Genomic DNA, 21,127 nt, shown 5'->3' on the forward strand with positions numbered 1-21,127 from the left:
TATTGATTTGAACCGTGCGGTGATTGCATAGCGAGCAGATATTTATACTCCGTATGGAAGCCATCAGCATGGCGCTATGGAATCATCGCACTTCCCATCGCGGGAGTGCACATGATAAAGCGAATCCTGATCGAATCGCGTAAGCGGAAGGCTTCTTACCTATTCGATCAGGATTCATGGGTTGCAGATTAAAAATTAGTAATTCCAGTTAGTTAAATCATCGACCGTAGACTTTTCAAGAATTATGATGTGCCAAACCTTGTGCCATGTCTTTGTCTATGTTCGGGGTTATCTGTTGTATCGCGGCACGGATACTTTTTACATTTTCTTCGATAAATCCGGGTTCCAGCAGTTCGTAATGATTCCCAATCAAGCTATGCTCTTCATAGCTTCCTTGTGTAGCGTCTTTCCATAAAAGTCGATTATCTCCTGTGCCCTTCACCGTTTCCGATCCAATGGCGACAAAGCCATGAATATTCGCCTGAACGCTTTCTGTGTTCACAAGCTGGTTGCCATACACCGCATAAGCGATCATTTTACGCTGGTACGTTTCATTCAACAGCTCACGGTAGGTTTCGGGAACCTGTTCCAGCATGGCATAAATTTCGTGCTCTGTTTCTTCGTCTGTGAAGGGCAAGGCTTCCGTCCTTTTGACCGAATCAAGCATAAAAATGTCGGATACAGCATGACCTTGACGCTCCAGCATGTCGGCAACCTTATGCGCCAGATTACCACCTATGGAATAGCCAAGCAGCACATACGGACCTTGCGCCTGCGTGCTGACGATAAGATCAACATATCGTGCCAACATTGTCTGCTCATCCGCGGCATCATCTACGAACTCTAATCCATACACGACTGCGTCTTGATCCAGTTGTTTCGCAAGCTCCGCGAACGACAGCCCGTATCCAAGCATGGGCGGAAAGCAGAAGATGGAGACCGGACCGTGTTCATTCAACCGAATGATTGGACTATCGGCCTTGTATTCCAGATCGGCTTTCAATAATGTGAGCGCCTGCTCTTCTATGGTCGGGAACTCCAGCACACTACGTATAGGAAGCTCAATGTCTGTGGCAAGGTGAACTTTGCGTATAAGCTCCAGCACTTTCAAGGAATGTCCACCCAACGTGAAAAAGTCATCGTGGACACCCACTTGTGGGATTTCAAGCACTTCCTGCCAAATGGCTGCCAGCAACTGCTCCACATCGGTTCGCGGTGCGACATATTCTATACCCGTGTGCAGCGCTGTGTCCGGCGCAGGTAACGCTTTTCGGTCGATCTTGCCATTGGCCGTCAGCGGAATACAATCCATCTGCACGAATACGGATGGAATCATATAGCTCGGTAGACTGCCCAACAGTGTAGCTCGAATCTCACGGACAGTCAGCTGTTCATCGGCAGTGAAGTAAGCACATAATTGCTGCTGGCCTGCTCCATCCTGCAAAGCGATAACAACGCTATCCCGCACGAACGGTACACTTGCCAGCCGTGCCTCCACTTCGCCCAGCTCAATTCGATAACCGCGGATTTTCACCTGATGGTCGATCCGGCCCAGATATTCAATGTTGCCATCCGGCATCCATCTCGCCAAATCGCCTGTACGGTACATCCGCTCATACCCGGCTTCCCCGCCAGCAAACGGATCTTTCACAAATTTCTCGGCCGTCAGCTCTGGACGGTTCAGATAGCCTCGGGCTACGCCGACACCGCCGATGCACAGCTCACCCGCAACCCCGATCGGCTGCAATTGCTCCGTACCTTCCTTTACGATGTACAGACGAATATTTTGAATCGGTTTCCCGATTGGAATGACCGCATATTCCTCCGACGGCTCGCAATCGAAGTACGATACGTCCACCGTCGCTTCGGTTGGGCCATACAGGTTGATCAGCTTCGCTCCGGCCAGGCTCGACACGAGCCGTTGGAACCGGGCGACATGCTGTGGCGGCAATGCTTCTCCACTGGCAAATACATGGCGCAGCGTTGCCAGTTTCGCTTGCATCACTTCCCGCGGCTGCTGCTCCACATACTCCAGGAACGCATGCAGCATGGCCGGTACAAAGTGCATCGTGCTCACGCCATCACGGGCAATCGTGTCGACGATGTCTTCCGGGTTCTTTTCCCCGCCGACCGACAACAGGCTTACCTTCGAGCCGACCATTGACCACCAGAACAGCTCCCACACGGACACGTCGAAGGTGAAGGCCGTCTTTTGCAGGATCGTATCTTCCGCACTCAAGCCGTAACGATCATGCATCCACAAAATCCGGTTCAGAACGGAATGGTGCTCCACCATAACCCCCTTCGGTTTTCCCGTGGAGCCAGAGGTATAGATGACATAGGCTACATGGTGCGGTCCGGCCAGTGGCTCCAGATTCGAGCCGTCTTCGTGGTACACCTCCTTGCCATTCTGCTCATGACGATCCAGCACCAGCACCTGACCGTCGAAACTCAGTGCTGCTTGCTCTGCCAGATGCGATTGTGTGAGCACCAGCTTCGCTCCCGAGTCCTCCAGCATGAAGCGGATGCGGTCCGCCGGAAATTCCGGATCAATCGGTACATAGGCTCCGCCTGCCTTGAGGATCGCGTAGATGCCTACGACCATGTCCAGCGAGCGATGTACCAGAATGCCTACCGACTGATCCGGTTCAACACCTTTCGCGCCCAAGGTCCGTGCGAGACGGTTGGCTCGCTCGTTCAGTTCACGGTAAGTTAAAGATTGTTTACCCAAAACTACGGCAATATGATCCGGCGTGCGTTCCACCTGCTCCTCAAACATTTTCGGGATCGTCTGATTGCAGGGATATGCTAAGGCCGTGTCATTAAACTCTCCTATAATCTGTTGTTTTTCCGACGCTGTAACCAATTCCAGCTCTTCAACGCAAACATTCGGGTTAAGCAAAATTAGCTCCAGCAGATGTACAAAATGTCCATGCAGACGCTCAATATCTGCTTGATCAAAGCTTAACGAGTTATACATAAAACGAATTTTTATGTCTTCTCCCGGCATAACGACGATGCTCAGATCATAGTTAGTCTGCTCTGTAGCCATCACGTTGGAAACCGAGAATAATTCCTGCCCGTCACTTCCCATTTCCTCGATCTGCTCATCCACTGGATAATTTTCAAACACCATAATATGGTTAATTAAATTCTGTTTCTGGTCGGTCAATGCCTGAATTTCAAACAACGGATACGTATCATACGCATGGGAAGCTAGCGCCTGCTCCTGCATTTTCTTCATAACTTCTGCAAAAGATTCCCCGGCTTCGCTACGGATGCGAACGGGAATGGTATTTATGAACAAGCCGATAATATCCTCGACTCCGATAATATCCGATGGACGACCTGAGACGACACTGCCAAATACAACATCACTGTGGTTGTTATACTTTTGCAACAAAATCCCCCATGCGGTTTGTAATAATGTATTCATGGTCACCTGATACCGCTTGGCCGTCTCGTCCACCCGGAGAGTCAGCTCACGCTCCCAATCCGTCATCCAATCGCTGGCCGTATAGCCTTCACTCTTACGACCGGATTTTACAGCTGGCAGTGCTGTTTGCTGCTCATACCCGGACAAATAGCTGCTCCAGTAGTCGGTTGCTGCCTCGCGATCCTGTGCTTCCAGCCATTCAATAAAGCGGCTGTAAGGCACTGCCGGTGCCAGCTCTGGCACCCTGCGCTCCCGGAGTGCTGCATAGCTCTCAAACACTTCTTTGTTCACAAGGGACAGACACCAGCCGTCCATCACGATATGATGGAAGCTCCACACAAAATGGTAACTGTCTTCCCCGGTGCGCAAAATTGCTACACGCAGCAGCACATCCCTACGAAGATCAAAGCCTCGTGCTTTATCTTCCAACTTGAAGCTCTCCAGCCGGGTGTCCCTTGTATCCACATCCAGCTCAAGTAAATCCTCGTAATAAAAGCCGCAATCCCGGCTTCGATACACCACCTGCAACGGTTCCGTATCCCGGCCAAAATAAAAATGTGTACGCAGTGCCTCATGTCGCCGAACCAGAATATTCAGACTTTCTGCAAAAGCCTGAATGTCCAGCTGACCTCGCATATCATAAGAAACCTGCTCAAAATACGCATCATTCGCGGCTGCTTGACTATCGAGCTGACTGTGAAACAACATCCCTTTTTGCATCGGGGTCAGTGTATATACATTGTCGACCTCACCCGCAGTCCCCATTTCAGATAACAGACTATCCAAGCCCTCCACACTCATTCCTTTATAGGAAATATCACTTGGGGTCAGCTCCGGGTGCTCTTTATGGATGCAATGCGTCAAAATTTCACGCAGACTCGATTCCAGTAATTTCGCCAATCGCTCTATCGTCTCCGGTCGATAGCTGGTACGGCTATAGCTAATCGTCAGGCCCAGCTGGCCTCCCGAAATGATGCCGCCAAAATCCAGCGTATACGTCCGGGCCATGGTCGGGCTAAGTGGCATCCCCCCACTGTAAGGGGATGACTGCAGGTCATTTCCCTTCATATCCTGATCAAATTGTCCCAAATAGTTAAAGCTGATTTCAGGATCTGCCTCAAATAGGGCTGGAAATGCCGCCTGTCCCTGGCGATCGGCTAAGTATTTCAGCACCCCGTATCCGATCCCTTTTTGTGGGATGCCGCGCAGTCCTTCCTTCACATGCTTGATTCGCTGCGAAAGAGCTGTTTCTTCTGGCATATCGAGTAAAACAGGATATTGGCTTGTAAACCACCCTATCGTCCGGATAATGTCCACCTCTGGTAAAATGGTTTCACGTCCATGTCCCTCTAGATTAATCAGGAAACGATCATTTCCACTCCATGCTTGCAATGCCATTCCTACCGCCGTCAGCAACAGGTCATTAATTTCTGTACGGTAGGCACGATTGGCCTGCTTGAGCAGCTGCTCTGTCTCTGCGTTTGTCCATAAAGCAGTAACCGACTCACTATCGCCAATCAATGGCTTATCGTGCTCGTTATGCCCGTAATCCTGCGGCAAAGGAGCCAGTTTCGATTGTGCAAGCTCCCCCCAATACGCCCGCTCACGTTCCATAGCTGGGCTGTTGGCATAGGCGTGCAGCTTCTCGGCCCACGTTTGGAACGAATCCGTCTTGTGAGGTAACTGAATCACCTGTTCTCCCTTGGAGGCCTGCTCATACGCAGCCGCCAAATCCTCGAATAAAATGCGCCAGGATACCCCGTCCACCACCAAATGGTGAATCACGACCAGCAGATGATCTCCATCCGGGCAACGGAATAGGCCGAGCCTCATCAATGGCCCTTCGCTCAGGGAAATACCGGATTGAATTTCATTGCATTGGGCTTCAATCATCTTGGCCAAATCTTCCTCAGTGACGCGGCTGTCCCTATAGTCAAAGCACTCCAGATGATAGGGTTCGCCTTCCGCTACACCGCGGTTCCATGCTGTATATCCGTTTTCCGATGAGTGAAAAACCATACGCAATGCATCATGATGCGATGTAATCCGGTTGAGCGCCTGCCGAAGGGCCTGTTCCTCATAGCCTTCCTGCCGATAGAGCATGACCGACTGGTTAAAATAGTACGGCTCTGCCGTGGGCTGTTCAAAAAACCAGCGCTGAATCGGTGTAAGCACCACAGGTCCTGTGACCTCGCCCTGCTCCGCTATTCGGTTAACAGGCTGAATATATGGGCTTAGCCCTACAATCGTCGGGTATTTGAACAAGTCCTTCATTTCCAGCTTGTATCCAGCTTGAAACAAGCGGGACGATACTTGAATGGCCTTGATGGAGTCACCACCCAGATGGAAAAAGTTATCCTGAATGCCCACTCGCCGGATGCCCAGAATGGCCCCCCAAGCGGCTGCCAGTGCCTGTTGAACCTCCGTCTCGGGTGCCACATAATCCATGCCTGTATCGACATTGTACTCGGGGGCAGGCAATGCCCGGCGGTCTACTTTACCATTCAGTGTCAAAGGCAGTCTGGAAAGCTGCACAAAGTAGGAAGGGATCATATAGCCAGGCAGATCCTGCGACAAAACGCTACGCAAGTCGCTAGCGCTCAATTCGCTGTCTGTTACAAAATAGGCACACAGCTGTTTTTGCCCATGATCGTCCTGCCGTACGGTAACAATCGATTCCTTCACTCCTGCAATGTTGGACAATCGGCTCTCAATTTCACCCAGCTCAATGCGGTAGCCGCGAATTTTGACCTGCTCATCCATTCGTCCCTTGTACTCCAACACGCCATCTGCACGCCAACGCACTAAATCCCCTGTACGATAGCAGTATTCTCCAGGCCGAAATGGACTTTCAATAAACTTTTCCGCCGTGAGCTCCGGCCGATTCAGGTATCCACGCCCCACACCGTCGCCACCAACGATCAGCTCGCCCCAGGCCCCGATAGGCTGCAGCTTCAACGAACGATTGACCACATACGCGGTCGAATGATCAATCGGACGTCCAATGGGAATAGCCTGGGTTTGCGGTGCTGTAATGTCATAGATGGTGGAAAAGGTGGTGTTCTCCGTCGGCCCATAAATATTGGCCAAACGAAGCTGCGGGTGCTCCTTCAGCACACGATTGACGTGGGGTACGGACAGCACATCACCACCCACGAGCAATTCCTTCAGGGACGCAAACAATGTTATATCCTGCTGGGAATGCTGATTGAATAAAGGCGTGGTCATGAACATCGTGCTAATGCGATACTTGTCAATCGCCTGTTTGAGCTTGGCCGTATCCAGAAGGGTGTCATGACTGACCAGATACAGTTGCCCCCCGTTCAGCAGCGTCCCCCAAATTTCAAATGTAGAGGCATCGAACACCACGGCACCCGTTTGCAGCAAGCGCGTATTTTCGTCTAACGTGGCATAGCTTTTATTTTTCACCAAACGCACGACATTACGGTGATCGATCATCACGCCCTTCGGCTTGCCTGTCGTACCGGAGGTGTAGATGACATACGCAAGATCTGAGGAAGATCCCCCCGTTGAAATCGCAGCTGATTCATCCGTATGAGCATCATATTCCGTTTCGCTGCTCCATCGCTGTGGTTCACTCAAATCGATGACCGGAATGCCGGGTTCAAAAGGAACCTGCTCACGTCGCTGCGACAGCAGCAGCTCGGCACCGGAATCCTCAAGCAGATAACGGATACGCTCCTCGGGATAATCGGGATCTATGGGAACGTAAGCCCCTCCGGCCTTCAAAATCGCCAGCATCCCCACGATCATTTCAATGGAACGCTCAGCCATTATCCCTACTCGCTGTATCTGAGTCTCGGACCCGCGCCGTATCCCATGGGAAGCGAGTATGCGTGCCAGACGGTCGGAACGTTCATTCAGCTCGCGGTAAGTGAGCTGTGTGTCCGCACAGGTGACGGCCAGTCGATCCAGCGATTGTGCAACCTGTTCCTCGAACAGCACATGCAGCAATTGATCCCGTGGATACGGATAGTCTGCTGCTGTATCGTTGAATTGCTTCACAAGCTGCTCTTTTTCTTGGGCCGAAACCATTTCTATAGCCGCAAGAACGGTATCCGGCTGTTCTATAACCACATTGATAAGCTGCTGTAAATGTACAGCCAGACGTTCGATGGTTTCCCGTTTGTACAGCCGGGTTCCGTATTGAAGACCGCAGGCAATTTGTTCCCCATCCTCCAGCGCGAACAGACTCAAATCAAATTTGGCCGTCGTTTGTTCACTCGGATAGGGTGCCAATTGCAGCCCTGCCAGCTGCTGCTCTTTTTGCTCCAGGTTTTGTAGAGCAAACATGGTATCAAATAACGGATTGCGGCTTAAATCTCGATCCACGCCCAGCTTTTCTACCAGCTCTTCAAACGGATAATCCTGATGCTCAAAAGCCTTTAACGCGTTTTCTTTGACCTCCAGTACATAATCGCGGAATGTTTTCCCGCCTTCCGGATAATTGCGGATCGCCAGGGTATTCACGAACATCCCAATCAGACTGCCAAGATCAGCATGGGGCCGCCCTGCAATTGGCGAACCGACAATAATATCCTCCTGCCCGCTGTAGTGGCTAAGCAAAGTCGTATAGGCAGCCAACAGCACCATATATAATGTCGATTCGGTCTGTATCGCAATGCTTTTTAATCCTTCGCTTTGCCGTTGATCGAGCGTAAATTCCAGTACATCTCCTTCAAAGCTTCTCACCGCCGGACGTGGATAATCAGTCGGAATATCCAGCACAGGCAGCTCTCCTGCGAAGGTATTGAGCCAGTAGTTTTCCTGTTCCCGGTAGCGTTCACTTTGCTGCTGTTCCTGCTGCCAAGCGGAGTAGTCCTTATACTGAATGCGCAGCGGTGGCAGCGTGTCGCCTGCATATAAACGGATGAAGTCCTGAATGAGCACATTAATAGAGGTACCATCCGAAATGATGTGATGCATATCCAGCAGCAAAATATGATGCTCTGGACCGATTTCAATCAGACCAGTCCGGAACAACGGAGCCTGCGCAAGATCGAACGGCTGGACAAAGCCATGCACCAGCTCATCCGTCTCCTTGGGGTCAGCTCCGTGGGCATGAATCAGCTCCACGCGAAAAGGAACCTCGTCATGTACTCGCTGGACAGGTTCACCGTTCATGGTCTCAAAGCTTGTGCGCAATGTTTCATGGCGGTCAATAAGCTGACGGAACGCGTTATCCAGTGCCGTATGATCAAGTGAACCGGTCAGCGTCAGGGCACCAGGTATGTTATAGCTAATTCCCGCTCCATCAAGCTGATTGAGAATATACATTCGTTTTTGGGCCGAAGATATCGCATAAAATGGCTTATTCTCCGAAACAGGGATGGATTCATAGGTGGTTTGCTCCAGTGCTTCAATAACCTGCGCGAGCTGTTCAATCGTCGGGTGCTGGAACAGATCCTTGAGCTGCACATTTTTATGCAATTCCTTATGGATGAGCGAGATGACATGTGTCGCCCGCAGGGAATGTCCTCCTGCTTCAAAAAAGTTATCCTTCATCCCTATGCGCTCAAGCTCCAGCACTTCTTTCCAGATGCTGGCCAGTTGTACTTGTAATGGAGTTTGCGGAGGTACATACTCTGTGCCTGAGCTTACACTTCCCTCCGGCTGTGGCAGTGCCCGTCGATCCACCTTGCCATTCGGTGTCAACGGCAATTGCTCCAGCTGCACAAAATACGACGGCACCATATAGCCCGGCAGCTCCTGGCTCAAAGCACGGCGCAGCTCGCTTGCTGCTATATCTGTATGGGTCACCACATAAGCGCAGAGTTGCTTTTGCCCCTGCTCATCCTCCCGTGCAATCACGACCGCTTCTCGCACCGCTTCCAGCTTTAACAGCTGCGCTTCCACCTCACCCAGCTCGATCCGGTAGCCCCGAATTTTCACCTGGGCGTCGATCCGTCCCTTGTATTCCAGCGTCCCGTCCGCCTTCCAGCGCACCAAGTCGCCTGTGCGGTAGCAGCGTTCTCCGCTGCGGAACGGACTGTCGATGAACTTTTCAGCCGTCAGGTCCAGGCGGTTGCGGTAGCCACGTGCCACCCCGTCACCGCCGACGATCAGCTCACCCCACGCCCCGACAGGCTGGAGCTGCATCGAACGGTCCACGACATACGCTGTCGAATTATGGATCGGTCTGCCAATTGGCACCGATTCCGATTGCACACCGGTGATCGCATGCACTGTGGAAAAGGTCGTATTTTCGGTCGGGCCATAGATGTTACTGATTCGCAGGGACGGATGGGCCTCCAGCACCCGGTTCATATGTGGTACGGACATCACATCACCGCCGACCAGCAGCTCCCGTATCCCCTCGAACAGCGCCAGATCCTGCTGGGACAGCTGGTTAAAGAGCGGTGTGGTCAGAAACATCGTGGTAATGCCGTGGCTGCGGACCGCTTCCTTAAGCTTTGGCGCGTCCAAAATGACATCCTGGCTCACCAGCACCAGCTGTCCACCGTTCAATAGCGCCCCCCAAATTTCGAAGGTGGATGCATCGAAGACAACAGCCCCTGTCTGCAAAATGCGCGTGTCGGCATCCAACTGTGCGTAGTTTGTATTTTTCACCAAACGTACAACATTACGGTGCTCTACCATAACCCCTTTGGGCTGGCCTGTTGTCCCTGAGGTGTACATGATATAGGCCAAGCGATCAGCAGCGGTCTCCTTCGGTTGTTCTCCAGCTGCATAAACCTGCTGTATTGGTTTGGCTTGTTCTGATTGCGTAGTTTCTGTTGGGACGGTTGTAGTAGAAGCAAGCTCAGGACTAGCGGAAATGGAGTAGAGCGGATTTAAACAATCCACGTATCCCATGTCAGCCGTATCAGCATACGTTCCGTTGTCATTCGGCGTAACAGGATTGAGACGATCAGCATCATCCGTTCCATAGATTGCGGAATCGCTCAGGTCTAACACAGTTCCCTTAAAATCAACGGGCCGATGCTCCATTCGCTGTACCAGCAGTATGTTTGCACCGGAATCCTCCAGCAAATAGCGCACACGCTCCGCCGGATAATCGGAGTCAATCGGCACATACGCTCCGCCTGCTTTGAGAATCGCGAGCATACCGACGATCATCTCCATCGAGCGTTCAGCCACAATGCCGACAGTCTGTTCGGTGCATATCCCCTGCTTTCGCAATGCATGAGCCAGACGGCTGGCCTTTTCATTTAATTTTCCATACGTCAGCCTATTCGGTCCGGACACTACTGCCACCTGCTGTGGTAACTGCTTTGCCTGTATCTCAAACAATTCATGAATGGACGCATGACGTGGATAATCCACAGCTGTGTCGTTAAAGGTATGAACCAGTTGCTCTACTTCTTGCTCGGACAGCACTTGTGCTGTGAAAATCTCCAGCTCTGGCTGATGCAAAACAACGCTATACAGCCGTAATAGTTGCTCAACAAAGCGTTTAATCGTCATCTGGTCATAACGGTCGCTACTGTACTTCACGTTCAGGGAAACTGCTGCATTTTCCCATTGAAATTGAAAATCCAGCTCAGATTGCACATGATTCAAAAAATCAGAAGTGTGGATATTTCGCAGGGATGTCGTGGTGTGAATAAGAGGCTTATCATCCTCATTACGTGGAATTTCAAGCCCCTCGGTATAGTTCCAAAAAGGAATATTTTGGTGTTCAATGGCTTCGCTGACAGAGGTTTTGATTTGAGACAGCAAGGTTTTGAAGGTCGTTGATGAATCCAGCGTGTTTTTCAATAAAAGCAGATGGTTGATCGGCTTCGTAGCACCGTTGCCAGACTTCGCTACCGGAATGCCCAGCAGCACACATTCCTCACCTGTGTATTTATGCAATAAGCTCTCTACTCCAGCAAGCAGAACCATAAACACGGCCCATGGAGCCCCACCTGTTATAGATGATATTCTTTGGGAAATTTCAGATGGAAATGTGAGCGTGTACGTTTGACAATTAGAACCCGTTGCAGCTGTATCCCTGGACACATGGTTGGTGTATGGCAAGCAGATGATACGATCCTCAGATTCCAGCTTATGACTCCAGTAATTTTTTTCCTTCTCAAATAAGGCTTTCAATGACATCCCTCCTGCTTTATGAGGCCTATACCCCGGTTGGATGGTGCGTTGTTACGTAGATGAGCTTTGTATCGGAAAAAGAATACTTTGCAGGCAAGGGCAGTCGGACGGAGCCGCTGCCCTCTGCACATGCAAAGTGAAATCATTGCCTTTTAGAAAACGGATTTAGAAAACGGATTTAGAAAACAAAGTCGATGGAATCCGGCGAGAAGCCTTCCGCTTGCTCGTCCGAGTTCACCTGAATATCGCTTAATAGCAAATCTGGATTGGCCCCAACCTGTGACAGGATCGCTATCAAATCTTCCGTTAATCGTTCAATAGCATCTGCGCCAAACAGCTTCGTGCAATATTCAAAGGAACCCTTGATCTCCCCGTCTTCATTACTCATGGACAAGGTCAAATCGAATTTGGAAATACGATGCTCCTGAACATACGGACTGAAGGACAGCGTTTCAAGCTTCGCTTCCTGTGACTCCGTATTTTGTCGTAATCAGCTCCAGCTCACCCAGCTTCGCATCCGGGTTCGCCGCCACGGCTTCGGCCAAGCGAATAAAGTGACGTGTCATCCGTTCTACCGTTTCCCGTTGATACAACGCAGTTGCATACTGCAATCCGAACTGGATACCTGTCTCTTCCTCTCTGGCTTCCAGCGTCAAATCAAACTTCGCTGGCGTTTGTTCCAAGCCGTATGGGCGGAAGCTCAGGTCTGCCAGCTGCAGTTCGCCTTCCTCGGTGGTTTGCAGGGTAAACATCGTATCGAACAGCGGATGGCGGCTCATATCCCGCTTCACATTTAGCTTTTCCACCAGTTCCTCAAATGGATAGTCCTGATGTTCGTAGGCTTGCAGGGCGCGAACTTTCACTTCTTCCACGTAGCTGCGGAAGGGATGTTCCGCTGTCGGATAGTTTCGCAATGCCAATGTACCGACGAACATCCCGAGGATCGGCTCCAAATCTGCATGCGGTCGTCCTGCAATCGGCGTGCCGACTACGATGTCCTCTTGCCCGCTGTATTGGTGCAAGAGTGCGGTGTACGCTCCTAGCAGCACCATATACAGGGTAGAGCCTGTGTGCGCCGCCAGCTCCTTCAGGCGTTATGCTAGCTTCGCGCTCCAGCCCGAACACCACGGTATCGCCTGCCGTACTTCGTATCGACGGACGGGCATAGTCCGTAGGTAGATCCAGTACAGGCAGTTCACCCCGGAAGGTATCGAGCCAGTACGCTTTCTGGCGCTGCATCCATTCCTGATGGGCCTCGCTTTGCTGCCATACCGCATAATCTTTGTACTGTATCCGCAATGGCGATAGCTCTTCTCCGTCGTACAAGCGGACAAATTCATCAGTCAGTACCCCCATGGACACACCATCCGAGACGATATGGTGCATGTCGAGCATGAGCAAATGCTGAGATTCCTGCTCCACTCCTTGTGCGCCCAGATCCACCAAGCCTACCCGCAGCAGCGGCGCAGCTTTTAAATCAAACGGACGGACAAAGCGACTCACCAGTTCATGCACTTCCTTGCTGACCATCGTGTCCGCAGTTGCTCCTCTGCCTGCACCTTCGTATATTCCACCTCAAACGGCACAGCGTCCTCAATCCATTGCATCGGCTCACTGTCGATCAGATCAAAGCGGGTACGCAAGGTCGCATGGCGGGTGATCAGTTGACGGAACACGTCCTCCACTCGCTTCATGTCCAGCGGACCGCTCACTTGCAGCACCGACGGCATGTTGTAGTTCACATCATTCGGATCGAACTGATGCAGCACATACAGTCGTTTTTGCGCCGAAGATAATGGGTAGAAATTGCGTTCTTCCGTTACCGGAATGGACGCATACGCCACTTGATCCAGACTCTCTATAACAGCCACCAGTTGTTCAATCGTTGGTGCTTCAAAAACACTGCGCAGTGGAAGCGGCTTGTTCAGCTCCTTGTGAATCTTCGAGGCCAGGGTCGTCGCCCGCAGCGAATGTCCGCCAATCTCGAAGAAGTTTTCCTTCAAGCCGACCTGCGCCAAGCCCAGCACATCCTGCCAAATTTGTGCCAGCTTCGCTTCCACCCACGTCCGCGGTGCGACATAATCGGCTCCGCTTTGCAGGCTTCCTTCCGGTACTGGCAGTGCCTTGCGGTCGATTTTACCGTTTGGTGTCAGTGGCATGTGCTCCAGCTGTACCAAATACGAAGGCACCATGTAGTTTGGAAGCTCCTCGCCCAGTAAACTGCGCAGCTCTCCTGCGCTCACTTCCCGTTCCGCAACATAGTACACCACCAGTTGGTTTTGCCCCTGCTCGTCCGCCTGGGCCAGTACGATGACCTCTTGTATGTCCTCCACTTTCAAAATTTGTGCCTCAACCTCGCCCAGCTCGATCCGGTAGCCACGGATTTTGACCTGATGGTCGATCCGGCCCAGGTATTCGATGTTGCCATCCGGCATCCATCTCGCCAAGTCACCCGTGCGGTACATCCGTTCATAGCCCACTTCGCCAGCCGCAAACGGATTCGGTACGAATTTCTCAGCCGTCATTTCTGGACGATCCAGATAGCCACGTGCCAGACCCGGACTAGATACGCACAACTCACCCGCTACACCCATCGGCGCCAGATGTCCATGCACATCCACCATGTATACCCGGTGATTCGGCATAGGGCGTCCGATGGAAATCAGCTGTCCCGCTCTCTCGTCTTCGGACACCGGCCAGACTGACGTCGCTACCGAGTTTTCCGTTGGACCGTAGCCATTATAGTACGCCTCCTGATCCTTCCACTTGTGCACTAGTTCTGTCGACGATGCTGATCCGGCAGTCCGGAGCATATGCCGAATTTGCGTATTCTGTTACGCTCCTCCGGATACGTCGGATCGATGGGCACATATGCACCCCCGGCTTTCAAAATGCCTAAGATCCCCACAATCAAGTCTACCGAACGCTCGGTCATCAGACCAACCAATCGATCTTTCGTCACACCTTGACTACGCAAGGTACGAGCCTGACGATTCGCACGTTCATTCAGCTCGCGATAGGTCAACTGCTCTCCTTCAAAGAACAACGCTGCCTGCTCCGGTGTTTGCGCCGTTTGTATCTCGAACAAGCCATGGATCGTTTGCTCGCTTGGATACTCTGCCGCCGTGTTACCCCATATCTTGACAATTTGCTCACGCTCCTGCTCGGTCACTGCGTCCAACTCATGCACCCGAATGTCCGGCTTCGCCACCACCTGCTCCAACAGCTGTACTAGATGGCCCTGAATCCGTTCAATACACACGCGGTCATAAAGCTCCGTATTGTATTCAAATCGGATTTTCATCGCTTCCTGCGGCATGACGACCAGATTGAAATCATAGTTGGTTTGTTCAATCATGCCTGCATTGCGAATTTCAAAATCCGACTCTGCACCTTCGCCAAGCTGCTCAACCTGCTCCTCCACCGGATAGTTTTCAAACACGATAATGTGGTTGATCAGATCTTGCTTTTGCTCGGTCAAGGCTTGAATTTCATACAGCGGATACGTTTCATACGCTGAGAAGCCAGCGCCTGCTGCTGATTCGCTCTGATCAGGTCGGCAAATGTGTCCTCAGCTCCACTGCGGATACGTATTGGGATGGTGTTAATGAACAAGCCCACCATATGTTCGATACCTGGAATATCAGCCGGACGACCCGACACTACGCTGCCAAAAACAGCATCGTCACTGCCGTTGTACTTGTGAAGCAGCAAGCCCCATACCGTTTGCAGCAATGTATTCGTGGTCACGTGGTTCTGCTTGGCGATGATCTCGATGCGGCTTGTCAAGTCCTTGCCCAGATCGCACAGCACATGCTCAAATTGAGCACCTTCTGCTTTCGTTCCCACTTTTCCGCTCGGAATCAAGGTTTGCTGATCATAGCCGAACAAGTAACCGTTCCAGTATGCAGTTGCAGCTTCTACATCCTGTGCTTCAAGCCACTCGATATACTGACTGTATGGTGTAACCGGGGCAAGCTGTGGATCTCTGTGCTCCACGGCTGCAAAATACCCCTCAAACACCTCATCCGTTACCAGTGCCAGACACCAGCCATCCATCAAGATGTGATGAGAGCTCCACACAAAATAATAATCCTCATCACCTGTTCGTAAAATCGCTACGCGCATCAACGCATCCCTGGATAAATCGAATCCAGCTGCCTTGTCCTTGCGAATAAATTCCTTCACATACGCGTCACGTTCCTGATCATCCAAATGACGCAAATCTTCATAGGTGAAGCCGACATCCTTATGGCGGAAAATGACCTGTACAGGCTCATCCTGCCAACCGCTGATGAAATTGGCTCTAAATATCTCATGCCGCTGCGCCAATTGATTCAAGCTATCTTGGAAAATATCCGCTTGGAAGCGTCCGTGCAAATCAAATGTCGTCTGTTCAAAATAAGCCCCCGACTCTGCTGGATAAAAAAGTTCTGTAACACCGCCGTATTGTTTGTTAGACGGGTTACCAAATCTCCGGTGAACTTCCTCTCCACGCTGGAAACAGGTAAATCGCAAAACTTATGTACGAGATCGCCTCTCAAGTCGCGCAGAGCACTAACGCTAAATCGTGCTGAGGCGTATCTCATCACAAACTTACAGGGCATTCCAATAAGCGTCATACCAACAACTAGATAGATCATGTTTTGGGTGGAGGAGAATGTGCCCTGTGCCATTTGCTCTATGGCCTTACCCAAAATAATATCAATGGCTGCCAAACATAAGGAACCGGTCACCGTTATAAAAACCCATAGATTATACGGTTTTATATAACGTGCGAGTCTCCGAAAAGCAGAATTTGATCGAAACAAGGGCATCCCTCTTTTTCGTTGCTCACACTTTCGCAGTGCGAACTTTTTTAAGTAAGCATTTTGCATAAATCCCAAGAGCGTTTTCAAATTATCAATATATGGATCGAAGCGGTTTAGTTCGGTTATATATTGTACTTTCAAGCGTTGGAAATCGAATTATGCAAAATGCTGAAGTTGCAATGGACACAGTGAGATAACTCTGGCTCTGGATGTAGGAGTGTATGCATGGAATAAAATCGTTCTTGAATTATGCTGGGAATTGCATCATGGTGGTGGGTTGGCTGTCGGATTGTTGCCGAGATGGTAATAACGAAGTGTATCGTGATGTGTGAGACATTCAACTCTGTCTGAATCGTGGTTGTAGAGTGCTTGTATTGTAAGATGTATGAGCTGCCGCAGCGTGGGCCGTCGGCGAGGATGCGGAAAGAATGTTCTCAACTGCGCTCATAACCTCTTGCTCTTGTTCATGGATGAAAAAATGATTACCTTCGAACATCCGGACATCCATAGGAGATGTCGTATGCTGTTGCCAGGCATGGAGTGAATCTGTGCTAACCTCAAAATCCTCCATCCCGCCTAAAACCGTCATCGGACACGCCAGTGGATTTCCCGGCTGATAAACATAAGTTTCACATACCTTAAAATCTGCACGCAGACGAGGCATAATAATTTGCATTAATTCTGCATTTTGCAGCACCTCTTCGGGTGTTCCCTGCATCAAACGAAGCTCTTCGGTGAAAGAATCGTCTGCTAAATCATGGAGTCGTTTTTTGGAGTAGGGAAGATGTGGTGCAGATTTACCGGATACAATGATATGCACGGGTAGTTTTCCAGTTTTGCTGTACAACTGCCGTGCTGTTTCAAATGCAATCAGTGCCCCCATACTGTGTCCAAAAAAAGCAAACGGCTTATGCATGTATGGAGCCATGGCGGGAACCAATGATTGAATGATATCTTGAAGAGTTTCCATTGGAGCTTCAGTTGAGCGGCTCTCACGTCCGGGGAGCTGTATAGGCAGCACGGTGATATCGGGCGCGAGCCTGGACTTCCAAGAGTTAAATATGTAAGCGCCACCACCAGCGTAGGGGAAGCAGAATAGTTGGAGCTTCGCAGCTGGTTGGACCTCTGTTTTCGCGAACCAAGATTGTGATCGAGTCGTCATATGAATTCCTCCATCCTCTATGCAGTTCATAATTTTACAATAAACCCTTATATCTCTTTTTTCCTTCCAACACTTTCTAGCTTTTTTAAATATACAAACTTTAAAACGGCTTGGCACGGGACAAAAGGGCTAAATTGATAGGCTTTATAAAAATAAAACAAAATCTATATTATGTTATTTGTTTCCAAACTTCAAAAGCAACAATTTCTCTTTTCTCATTAATTATCTGCCAATCATGATCTGTTAATTTGATTTAAAACAACATTTCAGGTTTTCACGAATTTTATAAAACTAAATTCATTATGATTTACAATGGAGCCCAAACCCCTTATCCTGCAACAATTTTACCTTTACATGCCATTAACATAAATGTAACAAATTCAACCTGATATCATCCGACAAATTCCGCCTTTTTTTGCAACTGTCTTTAACCTCCTATATAATGGATTGAATTTGTACCAAGCTCACATCAACCAAAATTAATAACTCTTTAATTTTTTAATAAATAGTGCTATTTTGTAGTCCTATAGCACCATATTTAACATATTTTTTTGACTCTTCGTCTAAAAAGTTCAATTCGAATTGAGTTTTTCTCTCCAAAGCTATGAATTTACTTTTCAAACTCTAATAGAAACGTTTTTATCTTGTTTCAAAAGTGCCTGTTTTCTAGAAATTTATATCCTGCTTTTACTCCTTCACCCCCAAAAAACCAGTAACGCCAAACAGCAAGTCTCCCTGTCGTTAGAGACTTGCTGTTTTATAAGTTCATTATGATTGACTTCACAAGTGAAGGAAGCCATGACTTCAATTTTTAAGAGGATGCCGCGGCCGCAAGCGTACCGGAAGACTCTGCTGTATGGTGAATACTCCGCACGAAGCGAATCGTTTTTGTTTCAGAGTGCATCACGACTGAATGGGTTTCCGCTCTGTGACCGGGAAGAGAACGAACCCCCTGCAACCACTCACCAGGCGTCACACCTGTAGCCACAAACATCACGCCTTGGCGTCCAACCATATCATCCATGGACAGCAACGCCCCTGGATCAGTAATGCCCATACGTTTGCAACGCTCAATCTCTTCTTCACCATGAGGCAGCAGGCGGCCCTGGATTTCTCCGCCCATGCATTTCAGCGCTGCAGCGGCCAATACACCCTCAGGAGCCCCGCCAGAGCCGATATGCAAATCTACACCACTATCCAGGCATGTTTCAATCGCACCCATCACATCCCCATGGCCAAGCAGTTTGATTCGAACGCCGCTTTCCCGCAGAAGCTTGATGATCCCGGCGTGCCGTGTACGATCCAGAATGGACACAGTAAGATCGGACAAGGATTTACCCAGTATGCGTGCGGCTTTTGACAATGTAGTCGGGATCGGGTCCTCAAGTGACAGCTTTCCCGCCAATGCCGCGCCAACGGCCATTTTTTGCATGTACATATCTGGAGCGTGGAGTAGACTACCACGAGGTGCAGCAGCAATGACCGACAGAGCGTTATTCAAACCATTCGCCACTGTTTCCGTTCCCTCCAGCGGATCGACAGCGATGTCCATGGCCGGCCCTCTGCGATTGCCTACTCTTTCCCCGATATACAGCATGGGAGCCTCATCCATTTCGCCTTCGCCAATGACGACCGTGCCGTCCATTGATACCGCATTAAAATGAGTGCGGATGGCTACCGTAGCCGCCTCGTCCGCGCTGTTCTTATCTCCACGCCCTGTCCATTGTGCCGATTGCAGCGCCGCTGCCTCTGTTACCCGAACGAATTCCAATGCCAATTGACTCTCCATACCTATCCCTCCACCTCTCCTAAAAAATAATTGTTACCCTTAGGCAAATCATTATTTTAGAGCAGCTATGCTGCCATCTATCTCTTTAACTATTTATATATAATCTCCTATATCCTACGGCCAATCCTTTTCTTTAGAGCAGCTACGCTGCCATCTTTATTTATCTATTACACTCCCGTATCCTACGGTTTATATTTTGTTTATATGAGCAGCTACTGCGCTCTATAACATCCTGATAATCAAGCCTGCCGTCTCTTCAATCGCTTTATCTGTGACATCAATGACCGGACAATTCAGCTCTTTAAACAAAGACTGCGCATACGCAATTTCCTCTTCCACCCGCGTCGATGTAGCATACTGCACATTATTAGGAAGCCCCATAACCTTTAGTCGCTCACTGCGTATTTTCAACAGTAGCTCCGGCTGGATCGTCAATCCGAAAACTCGACCATGCTGAACATCCTTCAACTGTGCAGGCGGTGTCAGCTCCGGTACAATCGGAATATTGACCGTTTTATAACCTTTATGCGCGAGAAACATGGATAAAGGGGTTTTGGAAATACGGGATACCCCAAGCAATACAATATCTGCCTTGAGAATGGCGCTCACATCTTTGCCATCATCATATTGCACCGCAAAATCCAGGGCTTCCACACGACGAAAATAGTTGTCATCCAATCGATGCAGCAGACCGGGCTTCTCTTTGGGATCGTTATGGAACGTATCGGCAAACGCCTGCATCATCGGTCCCATAATATCGACAGCCCGCACATTTAGTCGGACAGCCTCCTCTTTCATCGCCTCTCTCAATTCCGGCTGTACCAGCGTATAAGCTACAAAGCCTTTACGCTCGGCAACTTCCTCCATCACCCGACTCAGTTCGTCTTCATCCCTTACATTCATAAATCTTTTGATCTCTGTGTCCGGTAACTCAAATTGGCGCATGGTCGCCTGTACGACAGCTTCTGCCGTCTCGCCAATCGAGTCTGAACAGATCGCTATAAAATGACTGCTCGCCTGAACCATTCGATTCCTCCCATTAATCCTCTGCTACCATATCGAGCAACATTTTAATAATATTCGTTTTTGTAATGCGTCCCACGACTTTCCAGTGCTCCCCTGGCTTGTCGGAGTCGGAAGGGACGACGACAGGCAGGCTGTCGATTTGACGGGCAATAATTTTGCGTGCTGCCTCTAATACCGTATCCTCTGGGGAAACGGTGACAACATTCGCCTGTCGGGTCATCACAAGACTGACAGGAATGGTCGCTGCATTGGGATTGCCCAACGTAACCTTGAGCAAATCCTTGCGGGAAGCTACCCCTGCCAAATCTCCGTCTTCATCAGTGACGATCAAATTGCTCACATTTTCCAAAAAAAGAGCTACGACAGCTTCCTGAATCGTTGTTGTTTCGCGTACGATGACTGGAACCCCGTGAAGATCGCCGACCTTCATTTGCAAAAGCCGGAATTTTTCCTCCCGGTTCGGCGTGCCCCTCTTTCCAACAAAATAGCCAACCTTGGGCTTGGCATCTATGTAATTCAGAATGCCCAATTTGGATAGGTCGGTCCGAATGGTCGCCTTGCTGAGATTAAGCATTTCCGCAATCTGATCACCGGTAATCGGGGCATGCTTTTGTACGATGGTTAAAATTTCTACTTGTCTTGCCGTAAGGTCGATGATGAACGCCCCTCCTTTTTTTCTTGCTATCTGATATTGAATATAATACGTCATATATAATAATAAATCAACCTTAAAAAGCATATAAAACATCACATATATAAAATTAAAGTGGTTATTCATGTTTTTTTATCATTTAAAACACTTATTCCACACACAAAAACGGGTACTT

The 21,127-nt window shown here is 49.8% G+C and carries 6 protein-coding genes and 2 pseudogenes; all 8 read right to left on the reverse strand.

Features of this window, described 5'->3' with window-relative positions:
* Positions 1-235: 235 nt before the first annotated feature.
* Positions 236-11,512, reverse strand: a complete 11,277-nt coding sequence (locus AC6EJC_RS16860) for a non-ribosomal peptide synthetase (protein WP_444954957.1) — start codon at positions 11,510-11,512, stop codon at positions 236-238.
* 178 nt (positions 11,513-11,690) lie between these two features.
* Complete coding sequence (locus AC6EJC_RS16865) at positions 11,691-11,960, reverse strand: condensation domain-containing protein (protein WP_444954988.1); 270 nt, start codon at positions 11,958-11,960, stop codon at positions 11,691-11,693.
* Positions 11,961-11,964: 4 nt separating this feature from the next.
* Positions 11,965-15,934 (reverse strand): annotated as a pseudogene (locus AC6EJC_RS16870) (condensation domain-containing protein); the annotation flags it as partial.
* A pseudogene (locus AC6EJC_RS16875) lies at positions 15,916-16,323 on the reverse strand (ABC transporter transmembrane domain-containing protein); the annotation flags it as partial. The pseudogenes AC6EJC_RS16870 and AC6EJC_RS16875, both read right to left, overlap by 19 nt.
* Positions 16,324-16,660: 337 nt before the next feature.
* Positions 16,661-17,485: a thioesterase II family protein gene (locus AC6EJC_RS16880; protein ID WP_444954958.1), complete on the reverse strand. Its 825-nt coding sequence runs from the start codon at positions 17,483-17,485 to the stop codon at positions 16,661-16,663.
* Between the two features lie 811 nt (positions 17,486-18,296).
* Complete coding sequence (glpX, locus tag AC6EJC_RS16885; protein WP_444954959.1) at positions 18,297-19,274, reverse strand: class II fructose-bisphosphatase; 978 nt, start codon at positions 19,272-19,274, stop codon at positions 18,297-18,299.
* Positions 19,275-19,496: 222 nt separating this feature from the next.
* Positions 19,497-20,300: a pyruvate, water dikinase regulatory protein gene (locus tag AC6EJC_RS16890; protein WP_444954960.1), complete on the reverse strand. Its 804-nt coding sequence runs from the start codon at positions 20,298-20,300 to the stop codon at positions 19,497-19,499.
* Positions 20,301-20,313: 13 nt separating this feature from the next.
* Positions 20,314-21,009 (reverse strand): helix-turn-helix transcriptional regulator, encoded by a 696-nt coding sequence (locus AC6EJC_RS16895; protein ID WP_444954961.1) that lies wholly within the window; start codon positions 21,007-21,009, stop codon positions 20,314-20,316.
* Between the last annotated feature and the right edge of the window lie 118 nt (positions 21,010-21,127).

The sequence above is a fragment of the Paenibacillus sp. TY11 genome (assembly GCF_059772165.1).